Genomic DNA, 17916 nt, shown 5'->3' on the forward strand with positions numbered 1-17916 from the left:
ACCACGCCCGGAATTCCGGCGTGCCGGGGTCGGCGCGCCAGTGGCCCTCAGGCATGCTTGAGGCCATGAAGTTGCGGATGCTGTCGGTGACCTGTGCCCTCGTGCTGACCCTGGGCGCGTGCTCGGACGGGGAGAAGAAGCAGGCCCCCGACCCCAAGGAGCCGAACAAGACCAGCGCGGCGAAGATCACGCCGATCAACCCGCTGACCGGTGGGCAGCTCAAGGAGACGCCCGCGAACCCCGTGTTCGTGGTCAAGGTCGACAACACCCCGGCCTCCGCTCCCCAGACGAACATCGACCGCGCCGATCTCGTCGTCGAGCAGACGGTGGAGGGCGGCATCACCCGCCTCGCCGCCCTCTACTACACGGCGACCCCCTCGACCGTGGGCCACGTCCGCTCCATGCGCGCCACCGACATCGGCATCGCGAAGCCGGTGAACGGGCAGATCGTGGCCTCCGGCGGCGCCGGCAAGACGATCTCGCGCATCAAGGACGCGGGCATCCCGATCCACTCGCAGGACGCCGGCTCGGCCGGGATGTCGCGCGACGCCGGCTACGCGCCGTACAACGTCGTCGTCGACCTCGGCGAGCTCGCGAAGGACGTCAAGAACACGCAGCCCGAGCGCTCCTACTTCCAGTGGGCCGGCGCGGGCGCCGCGGCGCCGAAGGGCCCGCAGGTCACGTCCGCGACCGTGAAGTTCTCGCGCAGCCACACCACGTCGTGGAAGTTCAACAGCAAGGCGTGGAAGCGCACGAACGGCACCAGCGACAAGGAGTTCGGCGCGAGGAACCTCGTCGTGCTGTGGGCCGACGAGAAGAGCGCGGGCTACACCGACCCGGCCGGCAACCCCGTGCCCGAGACGACGTTCCAGGGAGGCGGCAAGGCCGTCGTGTTCGTGGGCGGCACCCGGGTCAACGCGAAGTGGAAGAAGGCGAACAACGCCTCCACGATCGTGCTCACGACCCGCGACGGCCAGCCGATGAAGCTGCCCCGCGGCAAGACGTGGATCGAGCTGCTCAGCAAGGGCGAGTCCACGGCGCTCAGCGCCCGGTAGCCCGGATCAGGCGGACGGCTGGTCGCCCTCGGCGGCCAGCTCCTCCAGCTTGTGGCCGATCTCGACCTCGATCGCCTCGCGCAGCACGCTGCGGAACATCGCCACCACGACCTGGCTGGCGATCGGGATCAGCTGGTCGATCTTCTCGAAGACGGCCGGCCACTCCTCCTGCGGCAGGCCCGCGTCGAGGAACGGCTGCGCGACGTCGCGGCTGACGTGGTGGACGAACCGGTCGGAGATCTGCTCGAGGTGCTCGCGCATGTGCGGCACGATGTCGACCACGCTGTCGGGGTTGAGCCCGATGGCGACGGACGCCGCACCGGGGCGCACGACGCTGGGCTCGAGCATCCGCACCGAGTCGTCGTCGACCTGCTCGAGCAGACCCACCTCGATCATCTGGTCGATGAGCTTGTGGTCGGCAGGCAGCCCCGAGAGCGAGGCCAGCTCGGCGCGGCTGATGATCTCGCTGGGGTCCTGCGCGTCGTCGACCTCGAAGATGTTGAGCAGGTCCAGCGCCACGTTCGACGCGGTGGACGGGGACTTCAGGATCGCGTCCTCGATGGCCGCGAGGGTGAAGCCCCGGCCCAGCAGCGTGCGGATGAGGATGAGGCGCTGGAGGTGCTTCTGGGTGTAGTACCCGGTGCGGCCCTCGAGCCGCGGTGGATCGATCAGTCCGCGGGTGGAGTAGGCGCGCACGTTGCGCACCGTCATCGCGGCCCGCTCGGCGAGCACGTCGACGGTGAACTCCTCCTCGCGCTGGGCGTCCACCATGCCCGCAAGTCTAGGGGTGTGCGCCGCAGGATCGGGCATCATGGGGGTATGGCAATGGTGCGAGGCCGCTTGTTGGTCGCCACCTCGGCGATCCAGTCAGGGCCCTTCTGGCGCAGCGTCGTGTACGTGCTCGACCACGACGAGGACGGCGCGCTGGGCGTGATCGTCAACCACCCGCTGGAGTCGGACGTCGACGAGGTCCTTCCCGAGTGGGCCGACTGCGTCAACGCCCCCGGCTGCCTCTTCGAGGGTGGACCCGTCGCGATGGACTCCGCGCTCGCGGTGGGCGTCGTCAGCGACGTCACCAGCGGCCCGCCCGGCTGGCGTCAGATGGCTGGGCGCGTGGGCCTGGTCGACCTCGAGGGCCCCCTGCCCGAAGGCGGCGAGCTGCTCGGCCTGCGGGTGTTCGCGGGGTACGCCGGATGGACGCCCGGACAGCTCGAGGCCGAGATCGAGGAGGGCGCCTGGCTCGTGCTGCCGGCCGAGGAGGGTGACCTCATCTCGCCCGTGCCCGACCGGCTCTGGAGCGACGTGCTGCGCCGTCAGCCGGGGGAGACCCGATTCTGGGCGAACCTGCCGGTCGACCCGGCCCAGAACTGAGCGCGTCGGCGTGGACCCGTCCTCGGTGTCGGCTCCGTCGCCTACGATGGGGTCGTGGGATTCTTCGGCCGCGGCACCCAGACCGTCCATGACGAGCGCACCGAGCAGCGCACCGACAACGGCGATCACGAGCGCTTCAGCCACTACGTGCCGAAGGACAAGCTGACCGAGGCCATGGTCATGGGCACCCCCGTCGTCGCGCTGTGCGGCAAGGTGTGGGTCCCCAGCCGCGACCCGCAGCGCTTCCCGGTCTGCCCCGAGTGCAAGCAGATCTGGGAGGACTTCAACCCCGGTGACGACGAGGACTCCGGGAGTGACTCCGACCAGTGAGCTCGGCCCAGTCACTCCGGGCCTGGCAGCGTGAGGCGTTCGACCAGTACGCCCGCACGCAACCGGCCGACTTCCTCACGGTCGCCACGCCCGGCGCCGGCAAGACCACGTTCGCGCTGACGATCGCCGCCGACCTCCTGCACCGCAGGATCATCGAGCGCGTCGTCGTCGTGGCGCCCACCGAGCACCTGAAGAGCCAGTGGGCCCAGTCGGCCGCGCGCTCGGGGATCGCGCTCGAGCCGAACCTCACGGGTGCGCTCGGCGCCCGCTTCGACGGCTACTGCGTCACCTACGCGGGCCTGGCCACGAACCCGGTCGGCCACCGCGTCCGGATCGAGCGCAGCCGCACGCTGGTCATCCTCGACGAGATCCACCACGCCGGCGACGCGATGAGCTGGGGCGACGCCGTGCTCGAGGCCTGCGAGCCGGCTGTGCGCCGCCTGGCCCTCACCGGCACGCCGTTCCGCTCCGACGACAACCCGATCCCGTTCGTCACGTACGCCCCGGTCGGCGACGGCTCGATCTCCAGCGTCGCCGACTACGCCTACGGCTACGGGTCGGCGCTCAAGGAGGGCGTCGTCCGCCCCGTGCTGTTCATGGCGTACTCCGGCGAGATGCAGTGGCGCACGAGTGCCGGCGACGAGGTGTCCGCCCGGCTCGGCGAGCCGCTCACGAAGGACCAGACCGCCCAGGCGCTGCGCACCGCGCTCGACCCCAACGGCTCGTGGGTCCCGGCCGTCCTGGAGGCCGCGCACAAGCGCCTGCTCGAGGTGCGTCGCGACATCCACGACGCCGGCGGGCTCGTGATCGCCAGCGACCAGAACTCCGCCCGCGCCTACGCGAAGCTGCTCAAGGAGCTCACGGGCGTCGAGCCCACCCTCGTGCTCTCCGACGAGGCGGGCTCGAGCGCCCGGATCGCCGAGTTCTCGGCCGGCACCGACCCGTGGATGGTGGCCGTGCGCATGGTCAGCGAGGGCGTCGACGTGCCCCGCCTCGCGGTGGGCGTCTACGCCACCACGGTCGCCACGCCGCTGTACTTCGCGCAGGCGATCGGCCGCTTCGTGCGAGCCCGCCGCCGTGGCGAGACAGCGTCCGTCTTCCTGCCCAGCGTCCCCGGCCTGCTGAAGCTGGCCGCCGACCTCGAGGCCGAGCGCGACCACGTGATCGGCCGCCCGGTGCACGACGAGGGCGACCTGTTCGCTGCCGAGGACCTGCTGATGGCGCAGGCCAACGCGTCCGAGGCGGCGAGCGACGAGCTGGGCAACCAGTACGCCGCCATCGGCAGCGAGGCCTCGTTCGACCGCGTCCTCTTCGACGGCGACGAGTTCGCGCCGATCGACTACGAGATGGTCGCCGGCGACAGCGACGAGCTCGACTTCCTCGGCATCCCGGGCCTGCTCGAGCGCGACCAGGTGGCCGAGCTGCTGCGCAGCGCGCGCACCCGCAAGCGCGAGGTGGCGCCGGCACGCGCCGAGGCCGACGTCGAGTACGAGCGCCGCGCCGAGCTGCGCCGCGAGCTGAACTCGCTGGTCGCTGCGTGGCACCACCGCACGGGGTCGCCGCACGGCGTCACCCACAACCGGCTGCGTCACGAGTGCGGGGGCCCGCCCGCCGCCCAGGCCACCACCGATCAGCTGAAGCGCCGGATCGACACGCTCCGCGACTGGGCCCTGCGCGCCTCGGGCTGACCCGATCGTGTGACGCAGATCGCGTCCGCACCCCTAGGCTGTGCGCGTGAGTGCCCCACTGCCCCCGCGCACCCGACTGTTCGCCGCGATCCTCGAGCGGACGGCCACGCCCGTCGAGGAGGCCACCGACTACGCCGAGCTGCGGGCCCAGCGCCTGAAGCTGATGAGGTCGGCGCCCGGCCGGATGGTCTTCGGCACGCCGGACCGCCGCGCCCGCGCCGAGACGATCGAGATCCCGCTGAAGGGGCGCACCCTGCGCGCGCTGGTCCACCGGCCCACGGGCGTCGGCGGGCCGCGACCCGTGATCGTGAACTTCCACGGCGGCGGGTGGGTGCAGGGCTCGCCCGAGCAGTCGGCCTGGCTGACGTCGCGCGTCGCCGCCGGCACGGGTGCGACCGTGATCTCGCCGTCCTACCGGCTGGCGCCGGAGCACCCGTTCCCGGCGGCGGTCGACGACACGTGGGAGGCGCTCACCTGGATCGCCGAGCATGCCGACGCCCTCGGGATCGACGTCGAGCGGATCGGCGTCATGGGCGACAGCGCGGGCGGCAACCTCGCCGCGGTCGCGGCCCAGCGCTCGGTGACGGAGGGAGGGCCCCGGTTGCGAGCGCAGGTGCTGATCTACCCCGCGGTCGAGATGTACGACAAGTTCGCGTCCGAGCTGCGGATGCCGCGCGAGCCGGTGCTCTCCTCGGCGAACATGTCGGCCTTCGCCCACCTCTACATGGGCGACGCGTACGGCACGGAGGACCCGCTGGCCTCGCCGCTGCGCGCCAAGTCGTTCGACGACCTGCCGCCGGCCTTCATCCTGACCGCCGACCACGACCCGCTGCTGGACAACGGCGACCATTACCGTGAGGCGCTGCAGCGCGCGGGGGTGCCCGTGCGGTACCGCGAGTACCCCGGCACCGTGCACGGGTTCATGAGCCTGCCCGGGGTGTCGCCGGGAGCCGCCGCCGCGGTCTCGGACATCGTCGACTACGTCGCCGCCCGGGTGGTCCTGCCGCAATGAGCCGGCGGATCCGGTCGGCCGGGCTCGATCCGGCGGTGGACTACGAGGAGATCTCGCGGCTGTTCGGCCAGTACGACTTCCCGTGGGACCTCGAGCAGTCGCTGAGCTTCGCCCTCTTCCGGACCTACGCCGTGCCCTCGATCGGGCGCCTGCTGTACGAGACGGGCCAGTTCACCACCGACACGCAGCGCCGCCACGACGACACCGCGCTGCTGCTGGGGGAGATCGTCGACCAGGGCCTGGAGAGCGACCCGGGCCGGGCCGCGATCCGCCGGATGAACCAGATGCACGGTCGGTACGGCATCAGCAACGACGACATGAGGTACGTCCTCGCGACGTTCGTCGTGATGCCGAACCGCTGGGTGAACCGCTACGGCTGGCGGCGCACCACGCCCGTGGAGGACGTGGCCGGCGTCAACTACTACCTGCGGCTGGGGCGGCTGATGGGGATACGCGACCTGCCGGGCGACCTCGCCGGGTTCGAGCGCCTCCTCGACGCGTACGAGGCCGAGCACTTCAGGTTCGACCCCCGGTCGCGCGCCGTGGCCGACGCGACACTCGACCTGCTGACCACGTTCTACCCACGTCCTCTGGCCCCGGCGGTGCGACGCTTCAGCGTCGCGATCATGGATCCCCACCTGCGCACCGCGTTCGGCTACGACCAGCCGCCGGCCTGGTTCGAGCGCCTGTGCCACGGCGCCCTGCGCGGCCGCGGCCGGGTGGTGCGGTTCATGCCCGAGCGCCGGGAGCCGCGGCGTGTCCGGGACTCCCGGCGGATCCGGAGCTACCCCGGCGGCTTCCTCATCGAGGAGCTCGGCACCTGAGAAGTCGCGCGAGCGAGAAAGTTGTGCGAACGTACCACTAAGGGTTTCCTCTGGGAAGTGATGCCCGGCCCGGCGACTCCTTCGCCGGGCCGGGTGTCACGTACGGAGGGCCTCCACGACGCGGTCGAGGTCGTCCTCGTCGTTGTAGAGGTGGAACCCCACGCGGGCCGCCCCCCGGCGCACCGAGGCCCGCAGCCCGGCGTCCTGCAGCCGCGCGGCCGCGTGCTCCATCGGGATCGCGACGATCGCCGAGTCGCCCGGAGGCAGGTCCAGCGCCTCGCGCGCCCGTCCAGCCAGATCCAGGCAGTGGGCGGTCACGGCATCGAGGTCGAGGGTCGCCAGCCACGCGAGGCTCGCGGCCGCGCCCGCCACGGGGAACCACGAGGGGGAGATGTCGAACCGCCGGGCATCGGGGGCCAGGCGCAACGGCAGGCCGTACGTGGTTCGCCAGGGGTCGCCGCCCGCGTAGCGGTTGGCGTGGTGCGGGACGAGCCGGTCGGCCAGCCGGTCCGCGTAGGACGCCCACGCGATCCCCGTGGGCCCGAGCAGCCACTTGTACGTCGAGCTGGCCACGACATCGGCCCAGCCGAGGTCGAGACGCAGCCAGCCCAGCTGCTGGGTCGCGTCGAGGATCACGAGGGTCTCCGTGCCCTCGGTCGCGGCTCGCAGCGCGGCCAGGTCGACCCGCGCCCCGTCGGCCGACTGCACGGTGGACACCGCGACGGCGTCGTGGTCGCGGGCGAGCTCGGGAAGACGATCGAGCGGCGCCTCGGTGACCGAGACGCCACGGCCGTGGTGGGCGGCGAAGGGAAAGCTGACGGACGTGAACTCGCCCTCGGGCACCAGCACGCTGGCCCCGTCGGGCAGCGCCGAGGCCACCGGTCCCAGCAGGGCCGCGACCGAGGAGCCCATCGTCACCGACGCCGCCGGGACCCCGGCGATCCGGGCGAAGGAGTCGCGCGCGGTGGCGATCTCGTCGTCGAAGTCCGGACCCGCCACGGTGCCCGCCGCCCAGCCGCGGTGGACCCGCTCGAGGGCATCCACGGTGGACTGCGGCGGCAGCCCGTACGCGGGGGTGTTGAGGTACCCCTCGGGCCCGATGAACGTCGCTCCGAATGCCTCGCGCATGGTTCGACGCTAACCGGCTCGGGAATCGAACCGGCGTCGCCCCTGTTGACCTCGGAGTGAAGCTCTCGGTCCTGGATCTCGTCCCTGTTCGCACCGATCAGACCACCGGTGACGCCGTCGCCGCCGCCACGGAGCTGGCGCGCACGGCCGACCGGCTCGGGTTCGAGCGGTACTGGGTGGCGGAGCACCACAACATGCCCGCCGTCGCCGCCGCGTCGCCGCCGGTGCTGATCGCCCTCCTGGCCGCCGCCACCGAGCGCATCCGCGTGGGCTCCGGCGGTGTCATGCTGCCGAACCACGCGCCGCTCGCGGTGGCCGAGCAGTTCGCGCTGCTGGAGGCCGCCTTCCCGGGCCGCATCGACCTCGGCATCGGGCGCGCCCCCGGCTCGGACCCCGTGACGTCGTGGGCCCTGCGCGGCGCCGCGGGTCGCGACGACTCCGACATCGAGAACTTTCCGCGCTACCTCGACGACGTCGTGGCGCTCATGGACGGCCGCGGCGTCCGCGTGCCGATCCCGAACCAGCAGTACGTGCTGAAGGCGACGCCCGCGGCCGTGAGCGCGCCCGACCTGTGGCTGCTCGGCTCGTCGATGTACTCGGCCCACCTCGCCGCGGCGAAGGGCCTGCCCTACGTCTTCGCGCACCACTTCAGCGGTCAGGGCACGGCCGAGGCGCTCGAGGTCTACCGCAGCGAGTTCCGGCCCAGCGACGTGTGCGAGCGCCCCACCACGTTCCTGACGGTGAACATCGTCGTGGCCGACACCGCCGACGAGGCGACCGCCCTGGCCCTGCCGAACCTGCAGAACATGGCGCGGCTGCGCACCGGCAAGCCGCTGGCCCCGATCGACCTCGTCGAGGACGCCGAGGCGCTCGACCTCGACCCCGGGATGGACTCGCTCGTCGACTCGGGCCTCGCCCGCATGGTCGTGGGCGACCCGACCACGGCGCGCAAGGAGCTCGAGGAGCTCGCCGCGCAGTTCGACGTGGACGAGGTCATGCTCCACCCGGTCGCCTCGGCGCGCCGCGGCGCCGACCCTCGCACGACGCCCGGCCGCGTGCGCACCCTCGAGCTCGTCGCGGGCTGACGCGTCTGCGCGATCTCGATACACCGTCTCGCTGCGCTCGCCGGCACTCGATCACCGGCCCGGTGTTCGGGTAGCACCGGGTGTGCCGCCGGTGATCGAGTAGCTCGCGAGCGCAGCGAGCGGCGTATCGAGATCACGTCAGGTCAGGACCACCGCCTCAGTCCAGGTGCGGTGCCGTCGTCGAGACGCCGGCCGCCGCCCACTCCTGCTGCACGCGGTTGAGGTTCTCCGGCGAGACCGCGGCGGTCAGCTCCTGCAGCACCCGGACCGTGAAGCCCTCGGCCGCACCGTCGAGGGCCGTGGCGCGGACGCAGTGGTCGGTGGCGATGCCGCAGACGTCGATCTCCTCGACGCCGTGCTCGCGCAGGAAGTCCGCGAGGTCGCGATCCTCCTCGTCGCTGCCCTCGAAGCCGGAGTACGCGGCCGCGTAGGCGCCCTTGTCGAAGATCGCGGCGAACAGCTCCTCCTCCAGCGGCGGGTGCAGCTCGGCGCCGGGCGTGCCCACCACGCAGTGCGGCGGCCACGAGTCGACGTAGTCGGGGGTGTCGCTGAAGTGGTCGCCGGGATCGATGTGCGCGTCGCGGGTGGCCACGACGAGGTCGTAGTCGCCCTCGGCGATGAGGTCGGCCACGGCCTCGGCCACGGCGGCGCCACCGGTCACGGCCAGCGAGCCACCCTCGCAGAAGTCCTTCTGCACGTCCACGACGACCAGCGTGCGGGGTCCGGGCATGTCAGTCAGTCCTCCTCGTAGATCGTCGGAATCGCGGGGTCGCCCTTCGAGAGTCGTCGGGCGGCGGAGGGCAGCTCGCGCAGGGACGCCTGCAGCCGCTCGCGTGACTCCTGCAGCGTCGCGTGGTCGACACGCTTCCCGGCCTCGACCAGCGGCACCATGAGCTCGCGGTCGTCGCCGTCGTCGCGCGGGGCGATGTCGATGCCCACCACCTCGGCCTCGGCCACACCGGAGGCGTTGAGCCGGCGCATCGCCGTCTTGCGGCCGCCCACCGACGCCTTGTCCTTGCTCTTCTTGGCGACGCCGAGCATCGTGCCGTCCGCGGCCTCGCGGGCGACGAGCTTGTAGACGAACCCGCTGGTGGGGGAGCCCGACCCCGTGACCAGCGAGGTGCCGACGCCGTAGCCGTCCACCGGGGCGGCGGCGAGCGCGGCGATCGCGTACTCGTCGAGGTCGCTCGTGACGGTGATCCGGGTGTGGGTGTTCCCGGCCGCGTCGAGCTGGGCCCGCGTGGCGCGGGCGACGTCGCCGAGGTCGCCGGAATCCAGCCGGACGCCGCCCAACTGCGGTCCGGCCACCTCGATCGCCGCGGCGACGCCCTGCGGCACGTCGTACGTGTCGACGAGCAGGGTCGTGTCGTGGCCGAGGGAGCGCACCTGGGAGGCGAACGCGTCGCGCTCGGTGTCGTGGACGAGGGTGAAGGCGTGGGCGGCCGTGCCGGCCGTGGGGATGCCGTGCCGGCGGCCCGCCTCGAGGTTCGACGTCGCGGCGAAGCCGCAGATGTAGGCCGCCCGCGCCGACGCCACGGCCGCCTCCTCGTGGGTGCGCCGCGTGCCCATCTCGATGCAGGGCCGGTCGCCCGCGGCCATCGTCATGCGCGTGGCGGCCGAGGCGATCGCCGAGTCGTGGTTGAGGATCGACAGGATCAGGGTCTCGAGGATCACGCCCTCCCCGAACGAGGCGTCGACCCGCAGGATCGGCGAGCCGGGGAACCACAGCTCGCCCTCGGGGTAGCCCCAGATGTCGCCGGTGAAGCGGTAGTCGGCGAGCCAGTCGCACGTGGCGTCGTCGACGACCCTCGCCGAGCGCAGGAAGGCGATCTCGTCGGGGTGGAAGCGGAAGTCGGCGAGCGCGTCCAGGACGCGTCCGGTGCCGGCCACCACGCCGAACCGCCGGCCCCCGTTGAGCCGGCGCCCGAACACCTCGAAGACGCTGCGCCGGGAGGCGGTGCCGTCGGCCAGCGTGGCCTGCAGCATCGTCAGCTCGTAGTGGTCGGTCAGCAGCACGGTCGACACCATGGGATCAGCGTAGGTCCCCGGCGACCTTCGTGCGGGTGAGCCGGGGCAGGCACAATGGAGCCGTGACCACCCCCACCCCCGTCGAGACCGAGCAGCCGGAGGCCGACCTCGTCGTCCAGCTCGAGGACCCGTGGGTCACCATCGTCTGGAACGATCCGGTGAACCTCATGTCGTACGTCGCGTTCGTCTTCCGCACGTACTTCGGCTACACCGAGGAGAAGGCCACGCAGCTGATGCTCGCGGTGCACGAGGAGGGTCGCGCGATCGTCTCCAGCGGTCGCCGCGAGGAGCAGGAGCGCCACGTGCAGGCGATGCACGAGTACGGCCTGTGGGCCACCCTCGAGCGGAGCGACGCGTGAAGCCCTTCCGCCGCCGGCGCCGCGGCACCGTCACGGCCACCTTCGAGCTCAACGAGGCCCAGCTGATGGTGAACCTCGCCAGCCAGGTGGTCGAGCTGCTCCAGGACCGCAACGGCCCCAGCGAGTCCGAGCCCGACCCGCTGGCCCAGCTGATCGGCATGACCGGACCCGTCCAGCCGCCCGAGGACCCCGTGCTGGCCCGGCTGCTGCCCGACGCGTACCGCGACGACCCGGTCGAGGCGGCCGAGTTCCGCCGCTTCACCGAGCAGGCGCTGTCCGGCACCAAGGTCGGCAACGCACGCGTCGTGATCGAGAGCCTCGAGGCCGGCGGGCTCGACGTGGGGGCCAAGAACGTCGAGGTCGAGCTCGATGAGGCGCAGGTCCTGGCGTGGCTGCGGGCGCTGACCGACATCCGGATGGCCCTGGCCGTCCGGCTCGGGATCGAGACCGAGGAGGACGCCGAGCGGCTGGCCGAGTCCGACGACGAGGCCACCGTCGCCATGGGCGACGTCTTCGACTGGCTCGGCTTCGTGCAGGAGACGCTCGTCCACGTCGCCTGACGCGCTGATCTCGATACGCGGCTCGTTCCTCGCCTGCTACTCGATCGGCGGGGCGCAGCGAGACGTCGTATCGAGATCCCGTCCGTCCACCGGATGGGTGGCCCGCCCGTCGGGCGCCCTCGATAGACTCGGGAATCGTGTTGACCATCCTGCGCGACCACGTCGAGGCGATCGTCGCCCACGCGCGTCGCGACCACCCCGACGAGGCCTGCGGCGTCATCGCTGGGCCGATCGGCTCCGACCGCCCGGTGCGCCTCATCCCGATGCTCAACGCCGCGATGTCGCCCACGTTCTACGAGTTCGACTCCGGCGACCTGCTGCGCCTCTACCGCGAGATGGACGACAACGACGAGGAGCCCGTCGTGATCTACCACTCGCACACGGCCACCGAGGCCTACCCGTCGCGCACCGACGTCAACCTCGCCGGCGAGCCCGGCGCCCACTACGTGCTCGTGTCCACCCGCGACGGTGCCCACGAGGCCGGTCCGGTCGACTTCCGCTCCTACCGGATCCTCGATGGCGAGATCACCGAGGAAGAAGTTCGCGTCGTGGACCGTTACACCGAAGACAGCACGACTGCCGCCGAGGCAGCCCCCCGAACCGAAGGTGACAACTGATGGCCGTCGAGGTCCGCATCCCCACGATCCTGCGCCCCTACACCGGGGGTGAGCGCGCCGTCGACGCCGAGGGTGCCACTCTCTCCGCCCTGATCGACGATCTCGAGGCGAACCACGAGGGCATCAAGGAGCGCCTGCTCGACGGCGCCGACCTGCGCCGCTTCGTGAACGTCTACGTCAACGACGAGGACGTCCGGTTCACCGGCGGCCTGCAGACCGAGCTGTCCGATGGCGACACGGTCGTCATCCTGCCCGCCGTCGCGGGCGGCGCGGCCTGAGCATGCGGTATGACTCGCTCATCGACTCGGTCGGTCACACGCCGCTGGTGGGCCTGCCGCACCTGTCTCCGAGCGACGACGTCCGGCTGTGGGCCAAGCTCGAGGACCGCAATCCCACGGGCTCGATCAAGGACCGTGCGGCGCTGTCGATGATCCTCGCGGCCGAGGCCGACGGATCCCTCACGCCGGGCTGCACGATCCTCGAGCCCACGAGCGGCAACACCGGCATCTCGCTGGCGATGGTCGCGCGCCAGCGCGGCTACCAGCTGATCTGCGTCATGCCCGAGAACACCTCGATCGAGCGGCGCCAGCTGCTGACGATGTTCGGTGCCGAGATCATCAGCTCGCCGGCCGCGGGGGGCTCCAACGAGGCCGTCCGGGTCGCCAAGGGCCTGGCGGCCGAGCACTCCGACTGGGTGATGCTCTACCAGTACGGGAACCCGGCCAACGCCGACGCGCACTACAAGGGCACCGCGCCCGAGCTGCTCGAGGACCTGCCCACCATCACGCACTTCGTCGGCGGGCTCGGCACCACCGGCACGCTGATGGGCGTCGGCCGGTTCTTCCGCGACCACAAGCCCGACGTGCGCATCGTCGCGGCCGAGCCCCGCTACGGCGAGCTCGTCTACGGGCTGCGCAACCTCGACGAGGGCTTCGTGCCCGAGCTGTACGACGCCTCGCTGATCGACGGACGGTTCTCGGTGGGCCCGCGCGACGCGGTGCGTCGCGTGCGCCAGCTCATCGACGAGGAGGGCATCTTCGCGGGCATCTCGTCCGGCGCGATCCTGCACGCCGCGCTGGCCCAGGCCGCGAAGGCGGTCAAGGCGGGCGAGCGCGCCGACATCGCCTTCGTGATCGCCGACGCCGGGTGGAAGTACCTGTCCACCGGGGCGTACGAGGGCACGATCGACGAGGCGGAGGACCGCCTCGAGGGACAGCTGTGGGCCTGACCTGTTCACCGCGCCCCACCACCCGTTAGCCTTCGAGCCGTGAGCGACATCGTCGTGTTCTCGGGCAGTGCGCACCAGAAGCTTGCGGAGGAGATCTGCAGCAACCTGGGTGTCGCGCTGAGCCCTTCGGACAGTCAGCGGTTCAGCAACGACTGCCTCCAGGTCCAGCTGCTGGACAACTGCCGCCAGCGCGACGTCTACATCGTGCAGCCGCTCGTGCCGCCGACGCAGGACCACCTGATGGAGCTGCTGCTGATGGTCGACGCGGCGCGCGGCGCCTCGGCAGCCTCGGTCACCGCGGTGATCCCGCACTACGCCTACGCCCGCTCGGACAAGAAGGACGCCTCGCGCATCTCGATCGGCGGCAAGCTCGTCGCCGACATGCTCGCCACGGCGGGCGTCAACCGGGTGGTCACGATGACCCTGCACGCGCCGCAGGTGCACGGGTTCTTCTCGATGCCCGTCGACCACCTGACCGCGCTGGGCGAGCTCGCCGAGCACTACCGCGCCCAGGACCTCAGCAACGCGATCGTCGTGTCTCCCGACTTCGGCAACGCCAAGACCGCCTCGCAGTTCGCGCGGCTGCTGGGCCTGCCGGTCGCGGCCGGCAGCAAGCAGCGCAAGGCCGACGACAAGGTCGTCATCGATACGATCGTCGGTGACGTCGCGGGCAAGCGCGCGATCGTGCTCGACGACGAGATCGCCACCGGCGGCTCGATCATCGAGCTGATGGACAAGCTGGCCGAGACCGGCGTCACCGAGGCCTCCGTGGCCTGCACGCACGGGCTCTTCGCGGGCAAGGCCGTCGAGCGGCTGCGGTCGCACCCGGCGATCACCGAGGTCGTCACCACCGACACCGTGCCGGCCCCCGCCGACTGGCCCGAGCTCAAGGTCCGCTCAGTGGCGCCGCTGTTCGCCGAGGCGATCGCGCGCATCCACGCGGGCGAGTCCGTCTCCAGCCTCTTCGACGGCGTCGACCCGGCGCACGCGCCGCCGCAGCCCAAGCTGCCGCTCTGACCCTCAGCCCTCGAGCTCGTCGATGAGCCGGTCGAGCAGGCCGCGCAGCGCGCGGGCGTCGGCCCCGCTCATCCCCATGCCCTCCACGAGCCGTGCGGGCACGTCGGCCACGCGGTCGCGCAGCGTCCATCCCCGATCGGTCACCGAGACGAGCACGCGGCGCTCGTCCTCGTGGTCGCGGGCGCGCGTGACCAGGCCTGCGGTCTCCATGCGCTTGAGCAGGGGAGTGAGGGTCCCGGAGTCCAGGTGCAGGCGCGTGCCGAGCTCGCTCACGCCGAGTGGCCCGTCGGCCTCCCACAGCGCCAGCAGGCACAGGTACTGCGGATAGGTCAGGCCGGCATCGGCCAGCAGGTCGGTGTAGCGCCGCGTCACGGCGCGCGAGGCCGCGTACAGCGGCAGGCAGAGCTGCTGGTCGAGCGCGAGCTGGGGGTAGTCCTCCACGGGACAAGACTACGCCTTGCGGCATTCAATTGTGCGCAATAGAGTTGTGCACATGAACCCCATCTACACTGCCTCCGCCGTCGCCACGGGTGACGGCCGCAACGGCCACGTCGAGTCCACCGACGGCATCCTCGCCGCCGACGTCCGCAGCCCGGAGGAGATGGGCGGCCCGGGCGGCGCCACGAACCCCGAGCAGCTCTTCGCCGCCGGCTACGCCGCCTGCTTCCACTCCGCGCTGCGCCTGGTCGGCAAGAAGGCCGGCGCCGACGTGTCCGACTCCGAGGTCGTCGCCGACGTCTCGATCGGTGACAACGGCAACGGCGGCTTCGGCCTGGCCGTCGCCCTCGAGGTGACGCTGCCGAACGTCAGCGCCGAGGACGCCCAGAAGCTCGTCGAGCAGGCGCACCAGGTGTGCCCGTACTCCAACGCCACGCGCGGCAACGTTCAGGTCGACCTCAGCGTCGCCTGACCGCGGTTCCGCTCCCACCCCCGGTCCACTTTTGGAACAGGATCCACGTAGTTCGAGCGTTTCGAGGTTGATCTCGTTCCAAAAGTGGGCTGGGGTCGGGCGGCAGGGCGGAGCGCGAGACGGTCAGCGCACGCCGCGGATCCGTACGACGGCCAGCGCGCCGGCCAATCCGATCACGCCCGCGGTGACGTAGAGCGTCGTGTAGCCGCCGAGCACCGTCACGATCGGCGCGGCGATCACCGGCGCGAGCACCTGCGGCAGGGCGTTGGCGATGTTGATGACGCCGAGGTCCTTCGCGAAGCCCGCCTCGTCGGGCAGCACCTCGGTGACGATTGCGAGGTCCACGGCGATGAACGCCCCGAACCCGACGCCCAGCACGACCGCGGCCACCAGGACGCCCGGCCAGGTCTGCCAGAACGCCAGCAGCAGCGCCGCGACGGCCATGACGACTCCGGCCCAGATGACGAACACCTTCCGCCGCTTCACGCGGTCGGACCAGCGTCCGGCCACGACCGCCGAGATCGCCACCACCACCGAGTTCACCGCGATCACGACGAACACGCCGCCGTCGGGGTCGGCCAGCCCGACCGCGTCGGTGAGGAAGTACAGCAGGTAGAGCGTCGCGATCGCGTTGCCGAGGTTGACCAGGAACCGCGTGAGCCAGGCCCACGCGAAGTCGGGATGCTTCGACGGCGAGACCCAGAACGAGCGGACGAAGTCCCGGGCCGACCAGGGCACGCGCTCGGTGACCGGCTCGTCCTGGCTGCGGGCGAGGTACGGCAGCGCGCTGAGCAGCAGGAACACCGCGCACGCCAGGTAGCCCGCGCGGGTGCCGCCGAACGCGATCGCCAGGCCCGCGCCCACGAGGATGCCGAGGGTCTGCCCGAGCCCGACGAGCCCGCTGGCCCACGCTCGCTGGGCGACGGGCACCCGGTCGGGCAGGGTCGCGGTGATCGACGCCAGCGACGCGTTGACCGAGGCCTGCACGAGGCACCAGCCGACGACGACCTGCCAGAAGTCGCTCGCCCCGGCCAGGATCGTGAGGCCGAGCGCGCCCACCACCGAGCCGCCGGTGATCCACGGCACCCGGCGGCCGAACCGCGAGCGGGTGCGGTCGGACAGTGCGCCGAACAGGGGATTGGCGACCATCGAGATCGCCGCGCCGATGCCCGTGACGACCGCCAGCGCCGTCTCCTTGCCGTCGCCGACGATCGCCTCGGTCTGCTGCGGCAGGAGCACCGCGAGCGGGCCGAAGAACGCGACGTAGGTGCCCAGGTTGACGACCGCGACCGACAGCAGCCACGGCAGCCGGACCGGGGCCAGTCGCTCGACCGGCGTGGTCACCCGGCCCGCTGGGCGTCGATCACCGAGCGGTACCAGGCGAACGAGTCCTTGGGGATGCGCTGCTGCGTCGCGTAGTCCACCCACGTCAGGCCGAACCGCTGCGAGTAGCCCTCGGCCCACTCGAAGTTGTCCATGAACGACCAGTGGAAGTAGCCCCGCACGTCCACGCCGGCGTCCATCGCCTCGCGCAGAGCCGCGAGGTGCGCGGCCGTGTAGTCGATGCGGCGCTGGTCGCGGATCCTGCCGTCCTGTCCGGGCGCCTCGTTGAACGCGCCGCCGTTCTCGGTGATGAGGATCGGCGGCAGCGCGTCGCCGTAGGTCTCCTTCAGCCCGGTCAGCATCTGCGTGAAGCCATCGGGGATGATCGGCCAGCCGAAGTCGTTGTACTCCAGTCCCTCGGGCGTGACCATCTCGAACGGGACGGCGGCACCCGGCTCGGCCGCACCGATGTACTGCGGGTTGTACGAGTTGATCCCGAGGAAGTCGATGGGCTGGGCGATGACGTCGAGGTCGCCGTCGTGCGCCACCGGGTCGACGATCCCGGCCAGGGGCCAGGTCTTCAGCAGGATCGGGTCCAGGAACGCGCGGTTGTAGATGAGGTCGAACAGCCCGGCCGCGTCGCGCGCGGCGTCCGAGTCGTCGATCGGGCGCACCTGGGTGTGGTTGTTGGCCGGGCCCACCTGCTTCGCTCCCGCCGCGCGCAGCGCCTGGACCGATCTGCCGTGCGCGAGCAGCTGGTGCCACGCCACCTGCAGGGCCCCGAAGCCCAGCTCCTTGCCGGGGGCGTGGATGCCCGTGCCGTGGCCGAGCAGCGTGAAGATGACCGTCTCGTTGAGCGTGAACCAGCGAGTCACGCGGTCGGAGAGGCGCTCGCCCACGATCCGCGCGTACTCGGCGAACCGCTCGGCGATGTCGCGGTTCTGCCAGCCGCCGTCGGCCTCGAGGGCCAGTGGGGAGTCCCAGTGGAACAGGGTGGCGCTCGGCTCGATGCCGTGCTCGAGGAGGCTGTCGACGAGCCGGTCGTAGAAGTCCAGGCCGCGCGGCTCGACGCGCACGCCGTCGGGCTGGATGCGCGGCCACGAGATCGAGAACCGGTAGGCGTCCACCCCGAGCTCGGCCATGAGGGCCGCGTCCTCGCGGTAGCGGTGGTAGTGGTCGCACGCGACGTCGCCGGTGTCGCCGTCCTTGACGCGCCCGGGCGTGTGGGCGAACTCGTCCCAGATCGAGCGGCCGCGGCCGTCCTCGTCGACCGCCCCCTCGATCTGGTAGGAGGCGGTCGAGACGCCCCACGTGAAGTCGGGACCGAAGTGAGGCAGATCACTCATGGCCCCCATCCTGCACCGAACGAGGGTCCGGAAGC

The 17916-nt window shown here is 71.6% G+C and carries 21 protein-coding genes; 14 read left to right on the forward strand and 7 right to left on the reverse strand.

All coding sequences use genetic code 11. The features are described from left to right. Positions 1–65: 65 nt before the first annotated feature. On the forward strand, positions 66–1055 hold the full coding sequence (locus tag ACY1JX_RS13595; RefSeq protein ID WP_462564292.1) for a DUF3048 domain-containing protein: 990 nt from the start codon (positions 66–68) through the stop codon (positions 1053–1055). 6 nt (positions 1056–1061) lie between these two features. Here ACY1JX_RS13595 and ACY1JX_RS13600 read toward each other — a convergent pair whose 3' ends face one another. After that, positions 1062–1826 carry a MerR family transcriptional regulator gene (locus tag ACY1JX_RS13600; protein WP_462564293.1) on the reverse strand — a complete coding sequence of 255 codons (765 nt, stop codon included), beginning with the start codon at positions 1824–1826 and terminating at the stop codon, positions 1062–1064. A gap of 48 nt (positions 1827–1874) precedes the next feature. Here ACY1JX_RS13600 and ACY1JX_RS13605 point away from each other — a divergent pair, with 48 nt between their 5' ends. From ACY1JX_RS13605 to ACY1JX_RS13625, 5 genes are read left to right on the forward strand one after another with little or no spacing between them, the layout of a single operon-like run. Further along, positions 1875–2426, forward strand: coding sequence for a YqgE/AlgH family protein (locus ACY1JX_RS13605; RefSeq protein ID WP_181756344.1), 552 nt, complete (start codon positions 1875–1877; stop codon positions 2424–2426). A gap of 54 nt (positions 2427–2480) precedes the next feature. Continuing rightward, a complete protein-coding gene (locus ACY1JX_RS13610) occupies positions 2481–2756 on the forward strand; it encodes a DUF3039 domain-containing protein (RefSeq protein ID WP_078700277.1) in 276 nt (91 codons plus the stop codon). After that, positions 2753–4444 (forward strand): DEAD/DEAH box helicase, encoded by a 1692-nt coding sequence (locus tag ACY1JX_RS13615; protein WP_462564294.1) that lies wholly within the window; start codon positions 2753–2755, stop codon positions 4442–4444. The genes ACY1JX_RS13610 and ACY1JX_RS13615 overlap by 4 nt, the downstream gene beginning before the upstream one ends. A gap of 46 nt (positions 4445–4490) precedes the next feature. Continuing rightward, a complete protein-coding gene (locus tag ACY1JX_RS13620; RefSeq protein WP_462564295.1) occupies positions 4491–5456 on the forward strand; it encodes an alpha/beta hydrolase in 966 nt (321 codons plus the stop codon). Further along, complete coding sequence (locus ACY1JX_RS13625) at positions 5453–6280, forward strand: oxygenase MpaB family protein (RefSeq protein WP_462564296.1); 828 nt, start codon at positions 5453–5455, stop codon at positions 6278–6280. Before ACY1JX_RS13620 ends, ACY1JX_RS13625 begins: the two co-directional genes overlap by 4 nt. A 96-nt stretch (positions 6281–6376) precedes the next feature. On the opposite strand, the gene ACY1JX_RS13630 is transcribed toward ACY1JX_RS13625, so the two are convergent. Continuing rightward, positions 6377–7408, reverse strand: coding sequence for an aminotransferase class V-fold PLP-dependent enzyme (locus tag ACY1JX_RS13630; RefSeq protein ID WP_462564297.1), 1032 nt, complete (start codon positions 7406–7408; stop codon positions 6377–6379). A 56-nt stretch (positions 7409–7464) separates the two neighbouring features. On the opposite strand from ACY1JX_RS13630, the gene ACY1JX_RS13635 reads away from it, so the two are divergent. Then, on the forward strand, positions 7465–8493 hold the full coding sequence (locus tag ACY1JX_RS13635) for an MsnO8 family LLM class oxidoreductase (protein ID WP_181756349.1): 1029 nt from the start codon (positions 7465–7467) through the stop codon (positions 8491–8493). Positions 8494–8650: 157 nt separating this feature from the next. Here the strand turns inward: ACY1JX_RS13635 and ACY1JX_RS13640 are convergent, their stop codons facing one another. Beyond that, positions 8651–9223 (reverse strand): isochorismatase family protein, encoded by a 573-nt coding sequence (locus ACY1JX_RS13640; protein WP_462564298.1) that lies wholly within the window; start codon positions 9221–9223, stop codon positions 8651–8653. A 5-nt stretch (positions 9224–9228) separates the two neighbouring features. Continuing rightward, positions 9229–10521 carry a nicotinate phosphoribosyltransferase gene (locus ACY1JX_RS13645; RefSeq protein WP_462564299.1) on the reverse strand — a complete coding sequence of 431 codons (1293 nt, stop codon included), beginning with the start codon at positions 10519–10521 and terminating at the stop codon, positions 9229–9231. 62 nt (positions 10522–10583) lie between these two features. On the opposite strand from ACY1JX_RS13645, the gene clpS reads away from it, so the two are divergent. The 6 genes from clpS to ACY1JX_RS13675 all read left to right on the forward strand — a co-directional run bounded on the left by clpS (position 10584) and on the right by ACY1JX_RS13675 (position 14302). After that, positions 10584–10880: an ATP-dependent Clp protease adapter ClpS gene (gene clpS / locus ACY1JX_RS13650; RefSeq protein ID WP_078700284.1), complete on the forward strand. Its 297-nt coding sequence runs from the start codon at positions 10584–10586 to the stop codon at positions 10878–10880. Next, complete coding sequence (locus tag ACY1JX_RS13655; RefSeq protein ID WP_462564300.1) at positions 10877–11440, forward strand: DUF2017 domain-containing protein; 564 nt, start codon at positions 10877–10879, stop codon at positions 11438–11440. Before clpS ends, ACY1JX_RS13655 begins: the two co-directional genes overlap by 4 nt. A 137-nt stretch (positions 11441–11577) precedes the next feature. Further along, the gene (locus ACY1JX_RS13660) at positions 11578–12057 is read left to right on the forward strand and encodes a Mov34/MPN/PAD-1 family protein (protein WP_181756353.1); all 480 of its coding nucleotides are present in this window, start codon (positions 11578–11580) and stop codon (positions 12055–12057) included. Then, complete coding sequence (locus ACY1JX_RS13665; protein ID WP_078700287.1) at positions 12057–12335, forward strand: MoaD family protein; 279 nt, start codon at positions 12057–12059, stop codon at positions 12333–12335. Before ACY1JX_RS13660 ends, ACY1JX_RS13665 begins: the two co-directional genes overlap by 1 nt. Positions 12336–12337: 2 nt before the next feature. Next, the gene (locus tag ACY1JX_RS13670) at positions 12338–13285 is read left to right on the forward strand and encodes a PLP-dependent cysteine synthase family protein (protein WP_462564301.1); all 948 of its coding nucleotides are present in this window, start codon (positions 12338–12340) and stop codon (positions 13283–13285) included. Between the two features lie 39 nt (positions 13286–13324). Continuing rightward, positions 13325–14302, forward strand: coding sequence for a ribose-phosphate diphosphokinase (locus ACY1JX_RS13675; protein WP_181756355.1), 978 nt, complete (start codon positions 13325–13327; stop codon positions 14300–14302). 3 nt (positions 14303–14305) lie between these two features. Here ACY1JX_RS13675 and ACY1JX_RS13680 read toward each other — a convergent pair whose 3' ends face one another. Further along, a complete protein-coding gene (locus tag ACY1JX_RS13680) occupies positions 14306–14743 on the reverse strand; it encodes a MarR family winged helix-turn-helix transcriptional regulator (protein WP_462564302.1) in 438 nt (145 codons plus the stop codon). A 52-nt stretch (positions 14744–14795) separates the two neighbouring features. On the opposite strand from ACY1JX_RS13680, the gene ACY1JX_RS13685 reads away from it, so the two are divergent. Then, the gene (locus ACY1JX_RS13685; protein ID WP_462564303.1) at positions 14796–15212 is read left to right on the forward strand and encodes an organic hydroperoxide resistance protein; all 417 of its coding nucleotides are present in this window, start codon (positions 14796–14798) and stop codon (positions 15210–15212) included. A 123-nt stretch (positions 15213–15335) separates the two neighbouring features. Here the strand turns inward: ACY1JX_RS13685 and ACY1JX_RS13690 are convergent, their stop codons facing one another. Together ACY1JX_RS13690 and ACY1JX_RS13695 are read right to left on the reverse strand one after the other, a co-directional pair. Next, positions 15336–16556 (reverse strand): MFS transporter, encoded by a 1221-nt coding sequence (locus ACY1JX_RS13690; protein WP_462564304.1) that lies wholly within the window; start codon positions 16554–16556, stop codon positions 15336–15338. Next, a complete protein-coding gene (locus tag ACY1JX_RS13695; protein WP_462564305.1) occupies positions 16553–17881 on the reverse strand; it encodes a GH1 family beta-glucosidase in 1329 nt (442 codons plus the stop codon). Before ACY1JX_RS13695 ends, ACY1JX_RS13690 begins: the two co-directional genes overlap by 4 nt. Positions 17882–17916 lie beyond the last annotated feature (35 nt).

The organism is Aeromicrobium sp. JP4, from assembly GCF_054957925.1.

Bases quoted from the DNA above. Each gene is read 5' to 3' on its own strand.
- ACY1JX_RS13595 (WP_462564292.1), top strand. From the start codon at position 66: ATGAAGTTGCGGATGCTGTCGGTGACCTGTGCCCTCGTGCTGACCCTG.
- ACY1JX_RS13600 (WP_462564293.1), bottom strand. From the start codon at position 1,826: ATGGTGGACGCCCAGCGCGAGGAGGAGTTCACCGTCGACGTGCTCGCC.
- ACY1JX_RS13605 (WP_181756344.1), top strand. From the start codon at position 1,875: ATGGCAATGGTGCGAGGCCGCTTGTTGGTCGCCACCTCGGCGATCCAG.
- ACY1JX_RS13625 (WP_462564296.1), top strand. From the start codon at position 5,453: ATGAGCCGGCGGATCCGGTCGGCCGGGCTCGATCCGGCGGTGGACTAC.
- ACY1JX_RS13630 (WP_462564297.1), bottom strand. From the start codon at position 7,408: ATGCGCGAGGCATTCGGAGCGACGTTCATCGGGCCCGAGGGGTACCTC.
- ACY1JX_RS13640 (WP_462564298.1), bottom strand. From the start codon at position 9,223: ATGCCCGGACCCCGCACGCTGGTCGTCGTGGACGTGCAGAAGGACTTC.
- ACY1JX_RS13645 (WP_462564299.1), bottom strand. From the start codon at position 10,521: ATGGTGTCGACCGTGCTGCTGACCGACCACTACGAGCTGACGATGCTG.
- ACY1JX_RS13665 (WP_078700287.1), top strand. From the start codon at position 12,057: ATGGCCGTCGAGGTCCGCATCCCCACGATCCTGCGCCCCTACACCGGG.
- ACY1JX_RS13670 (WP_462564301.1), top strand. From the start codon at position 12,338: ATGCGGTATGACTCGCTCATCGACTCGGTCGGTCACACGCCGCTGGTG.
- ACY1JX_RS13685 (WP_462564303.1), top strand. From the start codon at position 14,796: ATGAACCCCATCTACACTGCCTCCGCCGTCGCCACGGGTGACGGCCGC.
- ACY1JX_RS13695 (WP_462564305.1), bottom strand. From the start codon at position 17,881: ATGAGTGATCTGCCTCACTTCGGTCCCGACTTCACGTGGGGCGTCTCG.